Source organism: Cuneatibacter caecimuris (assembly GCF_004216775.1).
Taxonomy (GTDB): domain Bacteria; phylum Bacillota; class Clostridia; order Lachnospirales; family Lachnospiraceae; genus Cuneatibacter; species Cuneatibacter caecimuris.
On record NZ_SGXF01000004.1, the window covers coordinates 135,398 to 153,098 of the forward strand.

At 45.5% G+C, this 17,701-nt stretch carries 16 protein-coding genes; 7 read left to right on the forward strand and 9 right to left on the reverse strand.

The features are described 5' to 3' along the window. The first annotated feature begins 2 nt into the window (after positions 1-2). The 5 genes from gyrB to dnaB are packed head-to-tail and all read left to right on the forward strand — an operon-like array spanning position 3 to position 8,291. Positions 3-1,922, forward strand: a complete 1,920-nt coding sequence (gene gyrB / locus EV209_RS10810) for a DNA topoisomerase (ATP-hydrolyzing) subunit B (RefSeq protein ID WP_130435478.1) — start codon at positions 3-5, stop codon at positions 1,920-1,922. Positions 1,923-1,946: 24 nt separating this feature from the next. After that, positions 1,947-4,442: a DNA gyrase subunit A gene (gyrA, locus tag EV209_RS10815; RefSeq protein ID WP_130435479.1), complete on the forward strand. Its 2,496-nt coding sequence runs from the start codon at positions 1,947-1,949 to the stop codon at positions 4,440-4,442. Next, positions 4,411-6,480, forward strand: a complete 2,070-nt coding sequence (locus EV209_RS10820; RefSeq protein ID WP_130435480.1) for a DHH family phosphoesterase — start codon at positions 4,411-4,413, stop codon at positions 6,478-6,480. The genes gyrA and EV209_RS10820 overlap by 32 nt, the downstream gene beginning before the upstream one ends. Then, positions 6,480-6,926: a 50S ribosomal protein L9 gene (rplI, locus tag EV209_RS10825; protein ID WP_130435481.1), complete on the forward strand. Its 447-nt coding sequence runs from the start codon at positions 6,480-6,482 to the stop codon at positions 6,924-6,926. The genes EV209_RS10820 and rplI overlap by 1 nt, the downstream gene beginning before the upstream one ends. A 27-nt stretch (positions 6,927-6,953) precedes the next feature. After that, a complete protein-coding gene (gene dnaB, locus EV209_RS10830) occupies positions 6,954-8,291 on the forward strand; it encodes a replicative DNA helicase (RefSeq protein ID WP_130435482.1) in 1,338 nt (445 codons plus the stop codon). Positions 8,292-8,300: 9 nt separating this feature from the next. On the opposite strand, the gene EV209_RS10835 is transcribed toward dnaB, so the two are convergent. Next, a complete protein-coding gene (locus tag EV209_RS10835) occupies positions 8,301-9,164 on the reverse strand; it encodes an SPL family radical SAM protein (RefSeq protein WP_130435483.1) in 864 nt (287 codons plus the stop codon). 112 nt (positions 9,165-9,276) lie between these two features. Further along, positions 9,277-10,038, reverse strand: a complete 762-nt coding sequence (locus EV209_RS10840) for an SDR family NAD(P)-dependent oxidoreductase (protein WP_130435484.1) — start codon at positions 10,036-10,038, stop codon at positions 9,277-9,279. Positions 10,039-10,265: 227 nt separating this feature from the next. On the opposite strand from EV209_RS10840, the gene EV209_RS10845 reads away from it, so the two are divergent. Further along, the gene (locus EV209_RS10845; protein ID WP_130435485.1) at positions 10,266-10,958 is read left to right on the forward strand and encodes a helix-turn-helix domain-containing protein; all 693 of its coding nucleotides are present in this window, start codon (positions 10,266-10,268) and stop codon (positions 10,956-10,958) included. 66 nt (positions 10,959-11,024) lie between these two features. Here the strand turns inward: EV209_RS10845 and EV209_RS10850 are convergent, their stop codons facing one another. Then, on the reverse strand, positions 11,025-11,900 hold the full coding sequence (locus tag EV209_RS10850; protein ID WP_130435486.1) for an AraC family transcriptional regulator: 876 nt from the start codon (positions 11,898-11,900) through the stop codon (positions 11,025-11,027). A gap of 150 nt (positions 11,901-12,050) precedes the next feature. Between EV209_RS10850 and EV209_RS10855 the strand changes: the two genes are divergently transcribed. Next, positions 12,051-12,485, forward strand: a complete 435-nt coding sequence (locus tag EV209_RS10855) for an RbsD/FucU family protein (RefSeq protein WP_130435487.1) — start codon at positions 12,051-12,053, stop codon at positions 12,483-12,485. A 12-nt stretch (positions 12,486-12,497) separates the two neighbouring features. Here the strand turns inward: EV209_RS10855 and EV209_RS10860 are convergent, their stop codons facing one another. From EV209_RS10860 to pflB, 6 genes are all read right to left on the reverse strand, one after another. After that, positions 12,498-13,538 carry an ROK family transcriptional regulator gene (locus tag EV209_RS10860; protein ID WP_130435488.1) on the reverse strand — a complete coding sequence of 347 codons (1,041 nt, stop codon included), beginning with the start codon at positions 13,536-13,538 and terminating at the stop codon, positions 12,498-12,500. Between the two features lie 276 nt (positions 13,539-13,814). Continuing rightward, the gene (locus EV209_RS10865) at positions 13,815-13,982 is read right to left on the reverse strand and encodes a 4Fe-4S ferredoxin (RefSeq protein ID WP_130435489.1); all 168 of its coding nucleotides are present in this window, start codon (positions 13,980-13,982) and stop codon (positions 13,815-13,817) included. A gap of 80 nt (positions 13,983-14,062) precedes the next feature. Next, the gene (pflA, locus tag EV209_RS10870) at positions 14,063-14,818 is read right to left on the reverse strand and encodes a pyruvate formate-lyase-activating protein (RefSeq protein WP_130435490.1); all 756 of its coding nucleotides are present in this window, start codon (positions 14,816-14,818) and stop codon (positions 14,063-14,065) included. 65 nt (positions 14,819-14,883) lie between these two features. Next, complete coding sequence (gene grcA3, locus EV209_RS10875) at positions 14,884-15,126, reverse strand: autonomous glycyl radical cofactor GrcA3 (protein ID WP_130435491.1); 243 nt, start codon at positions 15,124-15,126, stop codon at positions 14,884-14,886. A 17-nt stretch (positions 15,127-15,143) separates the two neighbouring features. Beyond that, complete coding sequence (locus tag EV209_RS10880; RefSeq protein ID WP_130435492.1) at positions 15,144-15,350, reverse strand: hypothetical protein; 207 nt, start codon at positions 15,348-15,350, stop codon at positions 15,144-15,146. Between the two features lie 156 nt (positions 15,351-15,506). After that, positions 15,507-17,552, reverse strand: coding sequence for a formate C-acetyltransferase (pflB, locus tag EV209_RS10885; RefSeq protein ID WP_130435493.1), 2,046 nt, complete (start codon positions 17,550-17,552; stop codon positions 15,507-15,509). Between the last annotated feature and the right edge of the window lie 149 nt (positions 17,553-17,701).

Sequence of the window (17,701 nt, forward strand, 5' to 3'; positions counted from 1 at the left end):
TTATGGCTGTTGAAAATGAATATGGTGCAAGTCAAATTCAAATTTTGGAGGGGCTGGAGGCAGTCCGCAAAAGACCTGGTATGTATATTGGTAGCACCTCTTCAAAGGGCCTACACCACCTGGTTTATGAAATTGTAGATAACGCGGTTGATGAAGCTCTGGCAGGATACTGCACAGAAATTCTGGTACAGATCAATGAAGATAATTCCATTACGGTGACGGATAATGGACGCGGTATTCCAATCGGAATCCATCCAAAGGCCGGGATTCCCGCTGTGGAAGTGGTGTATACTATTCTCCATGCGGGTGGAAAATTCGGAGGCGGAGGATATAAGGTGTCAGGCGGCCTGCACGGGGTTGGGGCTTCTGTGGTGAATGCCCTGTCCCAGTGGCTGGAAGTGGAAATTTATAACGAAGGTAAAATTTACAAACAGAGATATGAAAGGGGAAAAACAGCTTATTCCCTAAAGGTAGTGGGCGAATGTGAACCGGATAAAACAGGGACCAGGGTGACGTTTCTTCCGGATGATGAAATTTTTGAAGAGACGGTATATGATTATGATGTGCTCAAAACGCGTTTGAGGGAAATGGCGTTTCTGACCAAGAACCTGCGGATTGTTCTGGCAGATGACAGAGAAGAAAAGCACAGCACCACCTTTCACTATGAGGGCGGCATAAAGGAATTTGTGACTTATTTAAATAAAAGTAAAACTGCCCTGTATGAGCAGGTCATTTACTGTGAAGGCAATAAGAACAGTGTTTACGTGGAAGTAGCCATGCAGCACAATGATTCCTATACGGAAAATGCCTATAGCTTTGTAAATAATATTAACACGCCAGAGGGCGGTACTCATCTCACCGGTTTTAAGAATGCGCTGACGAAAACCTTTAATGAGTATGCAAAAACAAATAAACTTCTGAAGGACAATGAGCCTCCTCTGAGCGGAGAAGATATCAGGGAAGGGCTGACTGCGATTGTCAGCGTAAAAATCGAAGATCCTCAGTTTGAAGGACAGACAAAGCAGAAACTGGGCAACAGCGAAGCCAGGACCGCGGTGGACGCTATTGTCAGCGAACAGCTCACATATTTTTTAGAGCAGAATCCTTCCATTGCAAAAGTAATTTGCGAAAAGTCCATATTGGCACAGAGAGCAAGGGCTGCTGCCAGGAAGGCCAGGGATCTGACCAGACGTAAAACAGCTTTGGAGGGGCTTGCGCTTCCCGGAAAGCTGGCGGATTGTTCAAATAAGAATCCTGAAAAGTGTGAAATTTATATTGTAGAGGGAGATTCTGCAGGCGGGTCCGCAAAGACTGCGCGTTCCAGGGATACTCAGGCGATTCTCCCTCTGCGTGGGAAAATCCTGAATGTGGAGAAAGCCCGTCTGGATAAAATTTATGCCAATGCCGAAATTAAAGCGATGATCACGGCTTTTGGAACTGGTATTCACGATGATTTTGATATTTCAAAACTGCGTTATCATAAGATTATTATCATGACAGATGCGGATGTGGACGGCGCGCATATCAGCACGCTGCTTCTGACTTTCCTGTACAGGTTTATGCCTGAGCTGATCAAACAGGGTTATGTATATCTGGCTCAGCCCCCGCTTTACAAGCTGGAGAAAAACAAAAAAGTCTGGTATGCCTACAGCGATGAAGAGCTGAATGATATTCTGAAAGAGGTGGGCAGGGATACCAACAACAAGATCCAGCGATATAAAGGCCTTGGGGAAATGGATGCCGAACAGCTGTGGGAGACTACCATGGACCCCGAAAGGCGGATTCTGAAGAGAGTTGTGATGGAGGAGGACAATGCGTCTGAAATAGACCTGACCTTTACTACTCTGATGGGAGATAAGGTGGAACCCCGCCGGGAATTTATTGAGGCGAATGCAAAATATGTAAAGAATCTGGATATTTAAAGTCCGGGACGGAGGATAGGAAATATGGATGAAACAGTATTTGACAAGGTCCATGATATAGACTTGCAAGAGACTATGGAGACCTCTTATATCGATTATGCTATGAGCGTGATCGCGCAGCGTGCGCTGCCGGATGTACGGGACGGCCTGAAGCCGGTGCAGCGCCGCGTGCTGTACTCCATGATCGAATTGAACAACGGTCCGGACAAACCTCACAGAAAGTGCGCACGTATAGTCGGCGATACCATGGGTAAATATCATCCCCATGGAGACAGCTCTATATACGGAGCTTTAGTCAACATGGCCCAGGACTGGTCTACCAGGTATCCGTTGGTGGACGGCCATGGGAATTTTGGGTCTGTGGACGGGGACGGCGCCGCCGCCATGCGTTATACAGAGGCAAGGCTCAGTAAGATTTCAATGGAAATGCTTGCTGATATCAACAAAGATACCGTCGATTTTGTGCCAAACTTTGATGAGACTGAAAAGGAACCTTCCGTGCTTCCTGCAAGGTATCCTAATCTTCTGGTGAACGGCACAACCGGTATTGCGGTGGGAATGGCCACCAATATCCCCCCTCATAACCTGGGGGAGATCATTGATGCAGTGGTAAAAATTATTGATAACCGCATTTATGAAAACCGGGAAACAGAGATGAAAGAGCTTCTGGATCTGGTAAAAGGTCCCGATTTTCCCACCGGAGCCACAATTCTCGGAAAAAGGGGGATTGAGGAATCATACCGCACAGGCCGCGGGAAAATTAAAGTACGGGCGGTCACAAATATTGAACCAATGCAGAATGGTAAGAACAGGATTGTTGTAACCGAGCTGCCTTATATGGTTAATAAAGCCAGGCTGATAGAAAAAATAGCTGAGCTTGTAAAAGATAAAAAAGTGGATGGAATCACGGACCTGCGGGATGAATCGGACCGCGAGGGGATGCGGATCTGTATTGAACTGCGGCGTGACGTCAATCCCAATATTGTGATGAATCTTCTGATGAAACATACGCAGCTGCAGGATTCATTCGGCGTAATTATGCTGGCTTTGGTAAACAATGAACCAAAGGTTCTGAATCTTCATGAGATGCTGAAATACTATCTGAAGCATCAAGAGGATGTAGTAACCAGGAGGACCAGATATGATCTGAATAAGGCGGAAGAGCGCGCCCATATTTTAGAGGGCTTGCTGATAGCCCTGGACCACATTGACAGAGTGATTCAGATTATTCGCGGTTCAGAAAATGTGGCCGCGGCAAAAGCTGCATTAATTCAGGAATTTGGGCTTTCGGAAGCCCAGTCCCAGGCGATTGTAGATATGCGTCTGCGCGCTTTGACTGGTTTAGAGAGGGAAAAACTGGAAAATGAATATAAGGAGCTGGAAGCCAGGATTCAGGAATTGAAAGCCATTCTGGCAGATGAAAAGCTGCTTTTGGGAGTGATCCGGGAAGAAATCCTGGTGATTCGGGCAAAATATGCGGATCCCAGGCGAACTGCTATCGGTTATGACGAGGATGATTTTACAGATGAGGATTTGATTCCGGATGAACCAACTGTGATCGCTATGACAAAGCTGGGATATATCAAGCGCATGTCGGTGGACAATTTTAAGGCGCAGAACCGGGGCGGAAAAGGAATCAAGGGTATGCAGACCATCGATGACGACTATATTGAGGATCTGCTGATGACCACGACCCATCACCATATAATGTTTTTTACCAATCAGGGTCGGGTATACAGGCTGAAAACATATGAGATACCGGAAGCAGGACGGACAGCCAGGGGAACAGCTATTGTAAATCTGATTCAGCTGCAGCCGGAAGAAAAGGTTACCGCTATTATCACAAAAAAAGATTTTAACGATGGTGAATATCTGTTTATGGCCACAAAGTTGGGGCTGGTAAAGCGCACGGATATTTCGGAATACGCTAATATCAGAAAAACGGGGCTTGCCGCCATTAACCTGCGGGATGAAGATGAATTGATTGAAGTGAAGGTGACGGATAATACGAAAGATATTTTCCTGGTTTCCAAATTTGGGCAATGTATCCGGTTCAGGGAAACGGACGTCCGTCCTACAGGCCGCGTATCCATGGGTGTAAGAGGAATGAATCTGGATGACGAAGATGAAGTCATTGGAATGCAGATGGATACTCAGGGCGATAAATTGCTGTTTGTTTCGGAAATGGGAATGGGAAAGAGGACCTCGATTGATGAATTTACCTGCCAGAACAGAGGCGGAAAGGGCGTGAGGTGCTACAGAATAAATGACAAGACCGGAAACCTGGTTGGCATGAAGGCCGTTCAGGATCATTACGAGATCATGATCATTACAACAGAAGGAATCATCATCCGGCTGAAGGTTTCTGATATTTCTGTGCTGGGAAGAAATACTTCCGGCGTGAAGCTGATGAATATCAACCCAGAAAGTGATGTAAGAGTCGCCAGCATCGCAAAGGTGCGTGAGAGTGAACAAGAGGATGAGGCGGATGAAACAGAAGCAGAATCAGAAACAGAATAATCAAAAAAAAATTAATGGTAAACTGAAAATTTATTTGCGTTGGCCCATGGTTTTTTCTGCACTGACAGTTTTGTTAAATATCTTTGTTTTTATGGTCAGCTTTCAGGCAGGCGTCCTGATGGTAGGGTTTACCCTGCTCTATCTGGTGATGTCCGGTCTGTTATACTGGTACCGTTCAAAGTATGTGATGACAGACCTGGTCACTTTTGCTGCTGATTATGCACAGATACAGAAGCAGCTCCTCAGCGAAATGAGCGTGCCCTACGCTATGACAGATGAAAATGGAAGGCTGTTATGGATGAACCAGGCCTTTCAGCGGATTACTGGAAAAGACGGGAAGCTGTATCATTACCTTAACTCTGTTTTTACAGAAATTACTGAAGAAGATTTCCCGAAAGGGGAAGTGGAACAAATCACCCACATCCAGTACAAAGAAAAAAAATACTGGATTGAAATAAAAAAGATCAGGATCACGGATGTAATTCGGGAAATTGATCTTCCATTAAAACAGGAGTCGGAAACTGATCTGTTTGTACTGTATCTCCATGATGAAACAGAGCTGATCTCTTATAAAAATAAAATTGAAGAGGAAAGGCTGATTGCCGGGCTTATCTATCTGGACAACTATGAAGAAGCCCTGGAGAGCATTGAAGAAGTGCGCCGCTCCCTGCTGGTAGCGCTGATCGACAGAAAAATCAACAAATATGTTTCAAACATGGGCGGCATCCTGAAAAAGATCGAGAAAGATAAATATTTTGTAGTTTTGAAACAAAAGTATCTGAAGGAACTGGAAAATACAAAATTTCCTCTTTTGGAGGATGTAAAGACAGTTAATATCGGAAATGAGATGTCCGTAACCATCAGTATAGGCCTGGGAAAAGGCGGAGAGACTTATCTGCAGAATTATGAGTACGCCAGAACAGCTATTGATATGGCTCTTGGCCGTGGCGGGGACCAGGCCGTGATAAAAGATAACGGAAAAATTTATTATTATGGCGGTAAGTCCCAGTCTGTAGAAAAAAATACCCGTGTAAAAGCGCGTGTGAAGGCCCAGGCGCTGAGAGAACTGATTGAGGGTAAGGAACATGTGATGATTATGGGCCATAATATGAGCGATGTGGACAGCATCGGCGCCGGCATCGGCATCTACCGTGCGGCGAAAATTTCCGGCAAAAAGGCACATATTGTTGTAAATGAAATTACCTCTTCCGTAAAACCGCTTATGGACCGCTTCAGGGATAATCCTGAATATGAACAGGATATTTTTATTAATAACGAAAGAGCATTGGAGATCATTGACCCTAATACCGTTTTGGTGGTGGTGGATGTGAACAGGCCCAGTTATACAGAGTGTCCTGATCTGCTGCAAATATCCAGGCATATCGTCGTTCTGGACCATCACAGACAGACCAGAGAAGTGATAGACAATGCGGTGTTATCTTATGTAGAGCCATATGCTTCTTCCGCCTGCGAGATGGTGGCGGAAGTTCTCCAATATTATGAGGATAATCTGCGCCTTCGTCAGCTGGATGCGGAAGCGTTATACGCAGGTATTGTGATTGATACAAATAACTTTATGAATAAAACCGGAGTGCGGACTTTCGAGGCTGCTGCCTATCTGAGGCGCTGTGGGGCTGATGTGACCCGGGTGCGCAAAATGTTCCGGGATGAAATGGGGGATTATAAGGCAAGAGCGGCGGCTGTGAGGGATGCGGAAGTGTTTGAAGGGATTTTTGCCATTAGCATATGTCCCAACGACACTGTGGAAAGCCCCACCATTATAGGCGCTCAGGCTGCCAATGAGTTGCTGAATATTCGCGGGATCAAGGCATCATTTGTGCTGACGGAATTTCATAGTAAAATATATATCAGCGCCCGTTCTATAGATGAGGTTAACGTACAGGTAATTATGGAACGTCTGGGCGGCGGGGGACATATGACTATAGCGGGAGCGCAGCTGACAGGCATGGACGCAAAAGAGGCGAAGGAGAAGGTAAAGGAAGTTCTCCAGAGCATGACTGAAGGAGGAGAAATCTGATGAAAGTAATTTTGCTGGAAGATGTGAAAGCATTGGGAAAAAAGGGTGAAACGGTAGAAGTCAACGATGGTTACGCCCGTAATTTTCTGTTGAAAAAAAAGCTGGGAATTGAAGCAAATTCAAAGAACCTGAATGATTTGAAACTGCAAAAGGCAAATGAGGAGAGGATGGCCCAGCAGCGTCTGGAAGAAGCAAAGGCGCTGGCGGAAAAGATAGCAGAGAAGCCTGTGGTAGTATCTATAAAGACAGGGGAAGGCGGAAAAATTTTCGGGTCCGTATCTACAAAGGAAATTGCGGCGGAAGCGGAAAAACAGCTGGGTTTTTCGATTGATAAAAAGAAAATGCAGTTAGCAGAACCCATCAAATCTCTTGGAACTCATCTGGTGCCGGTAAAAGTGCATAAGGATGTGACAGCAACGCTGACAGTAAAGGTAAAGGAAGCCTGACACACATAGGAAAAGGGAGGAAGCTGCATGGAAGAGTCATTGATCAAGAGGGTACTGCCTCACAGCGTTGAGGCGGAACAATCCGTGATTGGTTCCATGCTGATGGACCGCGAAGCGATTGTCACGGCATCTGAGCTGATTCATGGAGAAGATTTTTATCAGAGCCAGTACGGCGTTATTTTTGAATCAATCGTGGAACTTTATAACGAAGGGAAGCCTGTGGATCTGGTCACGCTCCAGGACCGTTTGAAGGAAAAGGATGTTCCGCCGGAAGTGAGCAGCATGGAATTTGTCCGGGATCTGGTTATTTCAGTACCTACCTCTGCCAATGTGAAATCCTATGCTTCTATTGTTTATGAAAAATCCCTGCTGCGCAGGCTGATCAAGGTAAATGAAAGCATTGCGAATGAATGTTATCTTGGCCGGGAGAAGCTGGAAGACATTTTGGCCAAAACAGAAAAGGAAATATTTAATCTGCTGCAAACCAGAGCCACAGGTGATTATGTTCCAATCAGACAGATTGTTTTTGATGTTGTCAATAAGATTGAAATGGCTGCCAGGAATAAGAGCACTGTGACAGGGATTGCAACTGGATTTACAGATCTGGATTACAGGACCAGCGGCATGCAGCCGTCTGATCTGGTGCTTATCGCAGCCCGTCCATCCATGGGAAAGACTGCATTTGTACTGAATCTTGCGCAGTACATGGCGGTAAAAAATCATCATACCACCGCAATTTTCAGCCTTGAGATGTCCAGGGAACAGCTTGTTAACCGTATGCTGGCGATGGAATCGAGAGTGGATTCACAAGTACTGCGTACCGGAAGCCTGACGGACAGCGATTGGGATCAGGTGGTGGAGAGTTCAGGCGTGATAGCGAATTCTAATCTGGTGATTGATGATACCCCTGGGATTTCTATCACAGAACTACGTTCAAAATGCAGAAAACTGAAATTGGAAAAGGACCTCAGGGTAATTATTATAGATTATTTACAGCTCATGAGCGGGGGCAGCAAGAAGACAGACAGCCGCCAGCAGGAGATTTCTGAAATTTCCCGTTCTCTGAAGGCTTTGGCCAGAGAGCTGAGCGTGCCTGTGCTGGCTTTGTCCCAGCTGAGCCGTGCCTGTGAGACCAGGCCTGACCACAGGCCAATGCTTTCAGACCTGCGCGAGTCCGGTGCTATTGAACAGGATGCCGATGTGGTGATGTTCCTTTACCGTGATGATTATTATAATAAAGACAGTGAAGCGAAAAATATCGCGGAAGTAATTATAGCAAAACAGAGAAACGGCCCTATCGGAACAGTGGAGCTGGCATGGCTTCCAAATTATACAAAATTCGGGAATATCGAGAGGCGTCCATAAATGGACAGTTCAGAATAAACTGAGCTGGTATTCTTTTTCCGGAAAATGACGGAGATATTCGAATATCTGATCATTGTCATGCATAACGCCGCGGCGTTCACACTCTGTATGAAAAATATCCATCAGTTTTTTATTTTGGCTGCTGAGGCATTCATAAGAATTACCAAATTGCTGAATATATTTTTGCTTCAGGCCCGGGAAGTGGCGGTCCAGAGCATTATAGAAATACTCTCTGTCGCCCTGACGAAGGGTGGTGCCTATTCCAAAACAAATAATGCCTTTCACATTGGCGCTGAAGCACAGCCGCAGGATACCGAGGAGATTTTCCTCGGTATCATTAATATAAGGAAGAACAGGAGAAAACCATACTACTGTGGGTATTCCGCTTTCCTCCATAATTTTCAAAACCTCCCAGCGTCTTTGCGTGGTGCAGACATTAGGCTCGATCAATCTGCACAGCGGCTCATCCCAGGTGGTCAAAGTCATTTGTACTACACATTTTGCTTTTCTGTTGATGCTTTTCAGCAAATCCAGATCCCGCAGAATGCGGTCAGATTTCGTCTGTACAGTAAGGCCGAACCCATAGTGGTCTATGATCTCCAAACATCTCCTGGTAAGGCCCAGCTGCATTTCACAGTGCATATAAGGATCGCACATAGCTCCAGTGCCGATCATACATTTTTTTCGTTTTCTTCGCAGGGCGTTTTCCAGCAGTTCCGGCGCATTCTGTTTTACTTCAATATCTTCAAAGGAATGATTCATCTGATAGCAGTCAGAGCGGCTGTCACAGTAAATACAGCCATGGGTGCAGCCACGGTAGATATTCATTCCGTTTCTTGCTGAAAGCAGTCCTTTTGAATTTACAAAATGCATTGGAATCTCCTTTTAGTTTTCTATGATAATATCATAGAATAGATGACAGGGCATGTCATCTTTACAGATAAAAATGAGTGCAGCCAAATGACCGCACTCATTTTATATTTGATTAGTTACAGGATACGCCGCCGTCTACCACAATGGTGGAACCGTTCATAAATTTTGCGTCATCGCTGGCAACATAGAGAACAGCAGAAGAAATGTCTTCCGGTTTTCCCTGAGGAATGGCTGTATTCAACCCTGCCATGATCACACCCATCCCCTTCTGGCTGATATCAGTCTGACTGTTCATAACCTCGGTTTCAACGCCGCCGGGACAGATAACGTTACAGCGGATATTGTTGCTCACATACATATATGCAGTGTTCTCCGTCAAACCCACCAAAGCATGCTTGGAGGCAGTATAGGCAGCGCCTGCGCGGCATCCGCACACGCCGCCGATTGAAGCTACGTTCACAATATTACCGCCGGATTCCTGACCGCACATAACATCCACTGCTTTTCTCATCGCGTACATCGGGCCTGTCAGGTTGACGTCCATTACACGTTTCCACTGCTCGTCTGTCACCTCTGTAATAGGCTTAAATTCATCCATGATACCGGCATTGTTCACAAGCACGTCCAGCTTACCACATTCCTTTACCGCGTAATCAATCATCCCCTCGTTTACTTCCAAAGATGAAATATCTCCGGCATAGGGAAGAATTTTTCCGGCAAATCCCTCAGCATCCTTTGCAAGCTGCTCCAAACGTTCTTTTCTGCGGGCCACGGCAATGACTGCAGCTCCTTCTTTTGCAAAATCCAGAGCAATTCTGTACCCCATACCAGAACTCGCCCCTGTTACTACTACACATTTCCCTTCAAATCTCATGGTCTGCCTCCTCAAAAGTTATTTATTTAACACAATTATATAGGAATAAAGGAAGGAACGCAAGAGGAACAGGGAAAATTAAAAAAACCTTTGGCTTCAGCTATAAATCTTTCAAATTTATTGGAATATTCTCAGGTGAATCTTCATATATTGTCAATAGGGCGGAAAGTATTGATACATAAAAATAAAAGAAGCCGTCAAATCAATTCCAAAAAGGAGAAAGAGACATGGGAGAAGTACGATATATGATTTCTGACGCATCCAGGCAGGTCAATGTGGAAGCACATGTGCTGAGATATTGGGAGGAGGAGCTGGAATTGGAGATTCCGCGCAATGAGATGGGACACCGGTATTATACAGAAGAAAACATTCTGACATTCCATCAGATCAGAGAATTGAAAGACAGAGGCTACCAGCTGAAAGCGATAAAAGCCATCCTGCCGAAGATTAAGGGTAAGAGTATTGAGGAATTGGACGAGCTTCCCACATTGCCGGCAACTGTAGAAACTGAAGCTCCCGCAGCAATTCCCAGAACAGAGAAAATGGAGCAGTTTCAGATGCTTATGACAGAAATTGTGGCCAGAGCCATGCGCCAGAACACGAGGGAAATGGGAGAGGAAATCGGACAGATTGTCAGTGAAAATGTAGCTTCCACCGTGGCCACAGAGGTAACTGAAAACGTCAATGACAGGCTGTTAAAGCAGATGGATTATCTGATGAGAATGGCGGAAGAACAGGAAGAGGCAAGATTCAAGCAGCTGGACGAAGCTATCCGTGGGCATCAGAAAATAAATGCAGAGGCAGCGGCCGCAAAAGCAGAAGAGCCGAAGCCCAAAAAGAGCCGCGGGCTTTTTAAGAAAAAGAAGAAAGAAAAAAACAGCGATGTTTCTGTTTTTCAGGAAAAGAAAGAACAGGGCTGAATAGATAAGGAGTATTTCAGGCTGACTAAAATTCACTGGATTTTGGTCAGGAGAAATACTCCTTTATTATGTGTCTCCATCCTTTCCTAAATATTGTTTCGGCGTGATCCCTTTATATTTCTTAAAGGTTTTAATAAAGTAACTGCTGTCATTAAACCCGCATTGAAACCCGATCTCCGTTACAGATAGATCTGAGGTATAGAGCAGGGAACAGGCTCTTTCAATCCTGTAATAATTCAGATAATCAATAGGCGTCCGGTGGATCACAGTATAAAAATAATGGCAGAAGTACTTTGGCGTCATGCCGGATAGTTTGGCAAGTTTCTGGAGAGAAATCATCTGGTCATAATTTTGGTCTATGTACTCCAGTACAGGCTTAATCAAAGAGATTTTTTTTGTCCCTGACTGTCGTATATCCATTGTTTTCTGATAAATATGATCCCGGAACAGCGTCCCGAATATTTCAAAAATCTTGCCTGTAATAATCATTTCATTTTCGGTATAAGAATTTACGTCCTCATTATTTTTCAGGGTGTCAAATAATGAAAAGGCTGTACGCTGAAGCTGCTCGTTGTCCTTTGGGAAAAGACTGTTAATACTTATTTTATGGGAAAACATCAAACCGATATATTTCCGGCAGATATTGAGCTGAGTGAGCAAAATTCTGCTGTCAAGCACGACACATTCGTAAATACAATTATCAGGTATGCCGCCGTGGACCACACCTTCATTAATAAACAGGATATCCCCTTTTCCTGCAGTGATCTCCTCATCGTCCAGATATATTGTCAAATAGCCGCTGATAATGCGTATCATTTCAACTTCTCTGTGCCAGTGAAAGGGCATATTGTAGCGGGGATGCTTTTCCGTGACGAAATAGTACTCTACAGGAAATTCATCTGTACCGTGTTTTTTCTGTTCATTGTAGTCCAGGTAATGCATGAAGTTCCTCCATAGAATTTGTCTGCTGAATATTGTTATATTTTTTGCTATTATAACACAAGAATATTTCATTCCGCAACACTACAATGAAAATAATTAAGTTTGTATCCCATAATCAGTAACCGGATGTTCATTGAGAAAGGAGAAAAAATGCTCAAAAATGTACCAAAAATTTTATCCCCACAGCTGTTGAAGGTGCTCTGTGAAATGGGGCACAGCGACCGGATTGTGATCGCGGACGGAAATTTCCCTTCGGAATCTGTCGGTAAAGACGCTATTGTGATTCGAATGGATGGGCATGGGATTCCTGAGATCCTGGATGCAGTATTGAAGCTGTTCCCTCTGGATACTTATGTAGAAAAGCCAGTAAACCTGATGGAAGTAATGCCGGGGGATCATGTAGAGACGCCTATCTGGGACCAGTATGCTGATATTGTTGAAAAAAATGAGGGCAGCAGGGGGCAGATCGGCCATATTGAACGCTTCCGGTTTTATGAGGAAGCGAGAGAGGCCTATGCCGTAATCGCTACAGGAGAACAGGCTCTATATGCAAACATTATGCTGCAGAAGGGCGTTGTCCAGTAGGATGTCTTCCTGCTATTCTTTTACAAACTGAATTTCATCAAACATTTTTTCTGAGGTAAGGAATGCCAGTCCATGAAAATAGTCATTCCACACATCGGGAGAATAAAGCAGTTCGGCGGCCATGTGGTCTGGAAGATAAGCTGACAGTCCGTCGCAGGCGGAAGAAATGCAGCTTTTGCGCAGATCACTGCCGCCCAGCGCAATATATTGAGGATTGAGAATTCCGCATACCCAACTGAGGATTTTCACGAGCCTGTCAGTGTATTGTGCATCATCACTGCAGGAAGAGAGAGATTCTTCCAGAAGCCGGCCTCCTTCTACAGGAATCAGGCCCAGTTCGCCGGCAAAGTTCCTGCTGCCTCGTATAATTCGCCCTTCAGCAATAAACCCGGCGCTGATACATCCCTTTTCAAAATGAATATAGGCCATATTAATTTGGTCAGGTTTTTCACAGGGAAATTCCTTCTCATAGCAAAGTTTAAACCCAATGGCGGTAGCGTTCAGGTCATTTTCCAAAATTACGGGGATTCCATATCTTTTCATCAGACTGCTTCCGATATCAACCCGGTAAAGTTCATCGTCATGAAGTCTTTTTTTCCAGAAAAAAGTGCCGTCCACAACGCCCTGTACCCCAATTCCTATAGATTTTATTTCTTTTGTCAGAATCAGACGGTCCAAAAAGGATATAATCGTCTGCTCTATATTATCATTTTGGATTTGAAGGATTGCGGTGTCCGTCACTTCTCCATAAAGATTTGTGAGCAGAAAGCGTACTTCCTCATCTGTTATACAAAACGCGGCGCCGCAGTATTTATCCATTTGAAAACGATAGCGTTCCGCCTTCCGTCCTCCGCTGGATGCGTCAAATCCGGCGCTTTCAATCTCGCCGTTTCCCATCATTTCTGTAAGCAGGGCGCGGGTTGTGGTGGGACTGATCCCGGTTTCTTCTGACAGTTCTGCTCTGGTGGCTGTCTTTTTATTTTTTAAAGCTCTACGAATAATAGAAAGATTGGCCTGTTTTAAAAGCCCGGGTTTTGCCGGTAAAGTAGTCATAAACACTCCTTTATTTTTTTAACAGAAACTTTTAAAAGGTTATAATTAAAGTATAAACTGTTTTATTTCTTATGTCAAGAACAATGCATTAAGTAATACTTTTAAAAATTTTCCCCGCGCCGAAGCGCGGCGGCTTCAGCGGCCATAAATCATTAGCGCATAGTGCGCATCCCCCGGAAGATTTTGTTTCATAGGGCCAACTTCCCTAAGAAACGAAAAACAGGCGGTTCATCAACCGCCTGTCCTCATTGCTGCTTAAATATGAACGCTGTAAAATTACTCGCTGATGGCGCCAACAGGACAAGCTGCTGCGCATGTACCGCAACTGATGCATGTATCAGGATTGATTTCATACTTGCCGTCGCCTTCAGAAATAGCGCTTACAGGACATTCACCCTCGCATGTACCGCAGGATACACATTCATCACTAATTACATATGCCATTGGAAACCGCCCTCCTTTTTTTAGGTTAGCAGAATTATAGCATAAAACAGCAAAAAATGCAAGTATCCGCATTGTACTATTCAGGATACAGTTCTTCTTTTAGCCCGAAAAGCTTCAAGGATAATTTCTTTTGCTTTTACTGCGTCTTTCTTGTCTAATGCAGGGACGCCTTCAAGGGGGTACTCCATACCCAGTTCCTTATATTTGGATATGCCCATGGTATGATATGGGAGGACATCCAGGGCTTTTACATGGCGCAGTTCTGCGATGTATTCGCCAAGGCGTTTCAGATGAGAAACCTGATCTGTTATCCCTGGAACTACCACATGCCTGATCCAGAGAGGGACAGCCTTTTCATCCACGTATCTGGCAAAAGACAGAATATTATCGTTTTTCCGACTGGTGAGCTTGAGATGTTCTTCAGGATCAATGTGTTTGATATCCAGCATGACCAGATCGGTACATTCCATCAGCCTGTCCATTTTTTTCATAACAGAAGGATTTCCTGGCTGAAATGTAATGCCGGAGGTATCCAGACAGGTATGGATGCCTTTCTGTTTTGCCGCCTCAAATAATTCTGTAACAAAATCAATCTGAAGAAGAGGTTCTCCGCCGGTAACGGTAATTCCCCCATCTTTATAAAAGCTTTTGTTGTGGTCGTATTCTTCCAGAAGCTCTTCCACTGATATTTCTCTGCTTCCGCCCACCGGGTCCCAGGTATCCGGGTTGTGGCAGTATTGGCAGCGCATTGGGCAGCCCTGCGTAAAGACGACAAAGCGGATGCCGGGCCCGTCCACTGTTCCAAAACTTTCTGTAGAATGAATTCTTCCTTTCATCAGAAGACCTCCTTGATAGGAATTAAAGAGGGCTGCAGTGATGCAGCCCCCAAAAATTCATAAAATTACATATTATCGTGGAATGTACGGGAAATAACCTCGTCCTGCTGTTCTTTTGTCAGCTTGATAAAGTTTACTGCGTATCCGGAAACACGCACGGTGAGCTGAGGGTATTTCTCAGGATGAGCCTGAGCATCCAGCAAAGTTTCTTTTGTAAATACATTTACGTTCAGATGATGGCCGCCTTTTTCAATATAGCCGTCCAGCATGTTTACCAGATTATCAATCTGCTGTTCATTTACTGCCATTGTGAACTCCTCCTCTTTTATTCGTCTCTGTCCAGCCCCTGGTGCAGGGTCGGCACCATACATGCCGTTTCCCTGCCGGAGCAATCGCTGCTGTTTGTTGTGGAGACCTGTTTGTCCAGGTTCTCCGTGTTATTTTCCACATCTACATTCATGTGGCCGCCGCCGTTTGCCATGAAATTGTCAATCATGGCAACGATATCGTCTATTTTTTTGGAATCTGCCATGGGCTTCACATCCAATCTGATAAATTGATTATTTGTTTTTACACAAGAAACTGCGTTCCCTGTGTAACAAAACCCTCCGGGGGATCGCACTGAGGCGTGAGGAATCACATCGCTAAAGCGACACGCCGCAGGCGGAGAATCCCGCTCGCGGGATTCTTATTCATGTTCCACCAGATCTACATCCAGGTCGCCTGCAAATACCTGAGCATCTTTGCCCAGAGCACCGGGGATGATGGAGAAGGTATTGGAGATACCGTCCTGAGCGGCGCTGAAAGGCAGCTTGGAAACAGAAGCCAGGCTGGCAACCGCGCCATGGGTATCTCTGCGGTGCATCGGGTTAGCGCCAGGTGCGAAAGGCTCGCCTGCCTTACGTCCGTCCGGAGTGGAGCCCGTATTTTTACCGTACACAACGTTGGAGGTAATCGTCAGGATGGAAGTTGTGGGGATTCCGCCGCGGTAGGTGTGGTTGCCCTTTACATAGCTCATAAAGGTCTTCACCAGATCGGAAGCGATATCATCCACACGGTCGTCGTCATTGCCGTATTTGGGGAAATCTCCCTCTACTTCATAATCTACAACAATGCCGTTCTCATCGCGGACAGTCTTAACCTTTGCGTACTTGATCGCGGAAAGGGAATCGGCTACTACAGACAGGCCTGCAACGCCGGTAGCGAACCAACGGGTTACTTTCTTGTCATGCAGCGCCATCTGAATCTTCTCATAGCAGTATTTATCATGCATATAATGAATGATGTTCAGGGTGTTTACATAAACACGGGCCAGCCACTTCATCATATCCTTATACTTGTCCATCACTTCGTCATAATCCAGATATTCGGAGGTGATAGGACGGTACTTAGGACCAACCTGCTTCTTGGAGATTTCATCAATACCGCCGTTGATGGCGTACAGCAGGCACTTAGCCAGGTTTGCGCGTGCTCCGAAGAACTGCATTTCCTTACCCAGTCTCATGGAAGATACGCAGCAGGCGATAGCATAGTCGTCGCCGTGTGTTACTCTCATCAGATCGTCATTCTCATACTGGATGGAAGAGGACTCGATAGAAGTCTTTGCACAGAACTTCTTGAAGTTCTCGGGCAGTCTTGTGGACCACAGAACAGTCAGGTTCGGTTCAGGGGCGGTGCCCAGGTTCTGCAGGGTGTGCAGGTAACGGTAGGACATCTTGGTAACCATGTGACGTCCGTCAATACCAACGCCTGCGATGGACTCAGTTACCCACTGGGGGTCTCCGGAGAACAGCGCGTTGTATTCAGGGGTGCGGGCAAATTTCACCAGGCGCAGTTTCATGATGAAATGGTCCACGATTTCCTGAATCTCATCCTCAGTATATGTGCCGTTCTTCAGGTCTCTTTCTGCATAAATATCAACAAAGGTAGAGGTACGGCCCAGGGACATGGCGGCGCCGTTCTGCTCCTTAACAGCAGCCAGGTAGCCGAAGTACAGCCACTGTATTGCTTCCTTAACGTCAGTGGCAGGTTTGGAAATATCCATGCCATAGATTTCGCCCAGTTTCTTCAGATCCTGCAGGGCGCGGATCTGCTCGGACAGCTCCTCGCGCTCGCGGATAACATCGGAGTACATGATCGTACGGGTGGAATCCTTCTGCTGCTGCTTGTCCTCAATCAGTCTGTCAACACCGTACAGCGCAATACGGCGGTAGTCGCCGATGATACGGCCGCGGCCGTAAGCATCCGGAAGACCTGTGATAACATGGCTGGAACGGCAGGCGCGCATCTCAGGGGTATAAGCATCAAATACACCTGCATTATGAGTCTTTCTATGTGTGGAAAAAAATTCTACAATTTCGGGATCAACTTCATAGCCATTGTCCTGGCAGGCCTTTACAGCCATGCGGATGCCGCCGTAAGGCTGCAGGGAACGCTTGAATGGTTTATCAGTCTGGAAACCTACAATAGTCTCCTTATCTTTGTCCAGATATCCGGGGCCATGAGAAGTAATTGTTGAAATAATTTTAGTGTCCATATCCAGAACACCGCCGGCCTCACGCTCCTGCTTGGTGAGATCCATTACCTGTGCCCACAGATCCTTTGTCGTCTGAGTGGGTCCCGCCAGGAAAGAATCATCTCCGTCATAGGGAGTGTAGTTTTTCTGGATGAAGTCTCTTACATTGATTTCCTTTTCCCATACGCCATGGGAGAAACCAGTCCATTCTTCTCTCATTATCGTTTACTCCTCCTAAATAAATGTCTGTCTCTTTGTACAATATCATTATAAGAGAAACAGGACAACAACGTCAAGCCCCAGAAAAGATGATTTTGTATTTTTTTGAATACAGTATACAAAAATACCGCCTTGTAAAAAACCGTATT

Excerpts from the sequence above, each read along its gene's own strand:
- gyrB (WP_130435478.1), top strand. The coding sequence starts at position 3 with ATGGCTGTTGAAAATGAATATGGTGCAAGTCAAATTCAAATTTTGGAG.
- gyrA (WP_130435479.1), top strand. The coding sequence starts at position 1,947 with ATGGATGAAACAGTATTTGACAAGGTCCATGATATAGACTTGCAAGAG.
- EV209_RS10820 (WP_130435480.1), top strand. The coding sequence starts at position 4,411 with ATGAAACAGAAGCAGAATCAGAAACAGAATAATCAAAAAAAAATTAAT.
- rplI (WP_130435481.1), top strand. The coding sequence starts at position 6,480 with ATGAAAGTAATTTTGCTGGAAGATGTGAAAGCATTGGGAAAAAAGGGT.
- dnaB (WP_130435482.1), top strand. The coding sequence starts at position 6,954 with ATGGAAGAGTCATTGATCAAGAGGGTACTGCCTCACAGCGTTGAGGCG.
- EV209_RS10835 (WP_130435483.1), bottom strand. The coding sequence starts at position 9,164 with ATGCATTTTGTAAATTCAAAAGGACTGCTTTCAGCAAGAAACGGAATG.
- EV209_RS10840 (WP_130435484.1), bottom strand. The coding sequence starts at position 10,038 with ATGAGATTTGAAGGGAAATGTGTAGTAGTAACAGGGGCGAGTTCTGGT.
- EV209_RS10845 (WP_130435485.1), top strand. The coding sequence starts at position 10,266 with ATGGGAGAAGTACGATATATGATTTCTGACGCATCCAGGCAGGTCAAT.
- EV209_RS10850 (WP_130435486.1), bottom strand. The coding sequence starts at position 11,900 with ATGCATTACCTGGACTACAATGAACAGAAAAAACACGGTACAGATGAA.
- EV209_RS10855 (WP_130435487.1), top strand. The coding sequence starts at position 12,051 with ATGCTCAAAAATGTACCAAAAATTTTATCCCCACAGCTGTTGAAGGTG.
- EV209_RS10860 (WP_130435488.1), bottom strand. The coding sequence starts at position 13,538 with ATGACTACTTTACCGGCAAAACCCGGGCTTTTAAAACAGGCCAATCTT.
- EV209_RS10865 (WP_130435489.1), bottom strand. The coding sequence starts at position 13,982 with ATGGCATATGTAATTAGTGATGAATGTGTATCCTGCGGTACATGCGAG.
- pflA (WP_130435490.1), bottom strand. The coding sequence starts at position 14,818 with ATGAAAGGAAGAATTCATTCTACAGAAAGTTTTGGAACAGTGGACGGG.
- grcA3 (WP_130435491.1), bottom strand. The coding sequence starts at position 15,126 with ATGGCAGTAAATGAACAGCAGATTGATAATCTGGTAAACATGCTGGAC.
- EV209_RS10880 (WP_130435492.1), bottom strand. The coding sequence starts at position 15,350 with ATGGCAGATTCCAAAAAAATAGACGATATCGTTGCCATGATTGACAAT.
- pflB (WP_130435493.1), bottom strand. The coding sequence starts at position 17,552 with ATGAGAGAAGAATGGACTGGTTTCTCCCATGGCGTATGGGAAAAGGAA.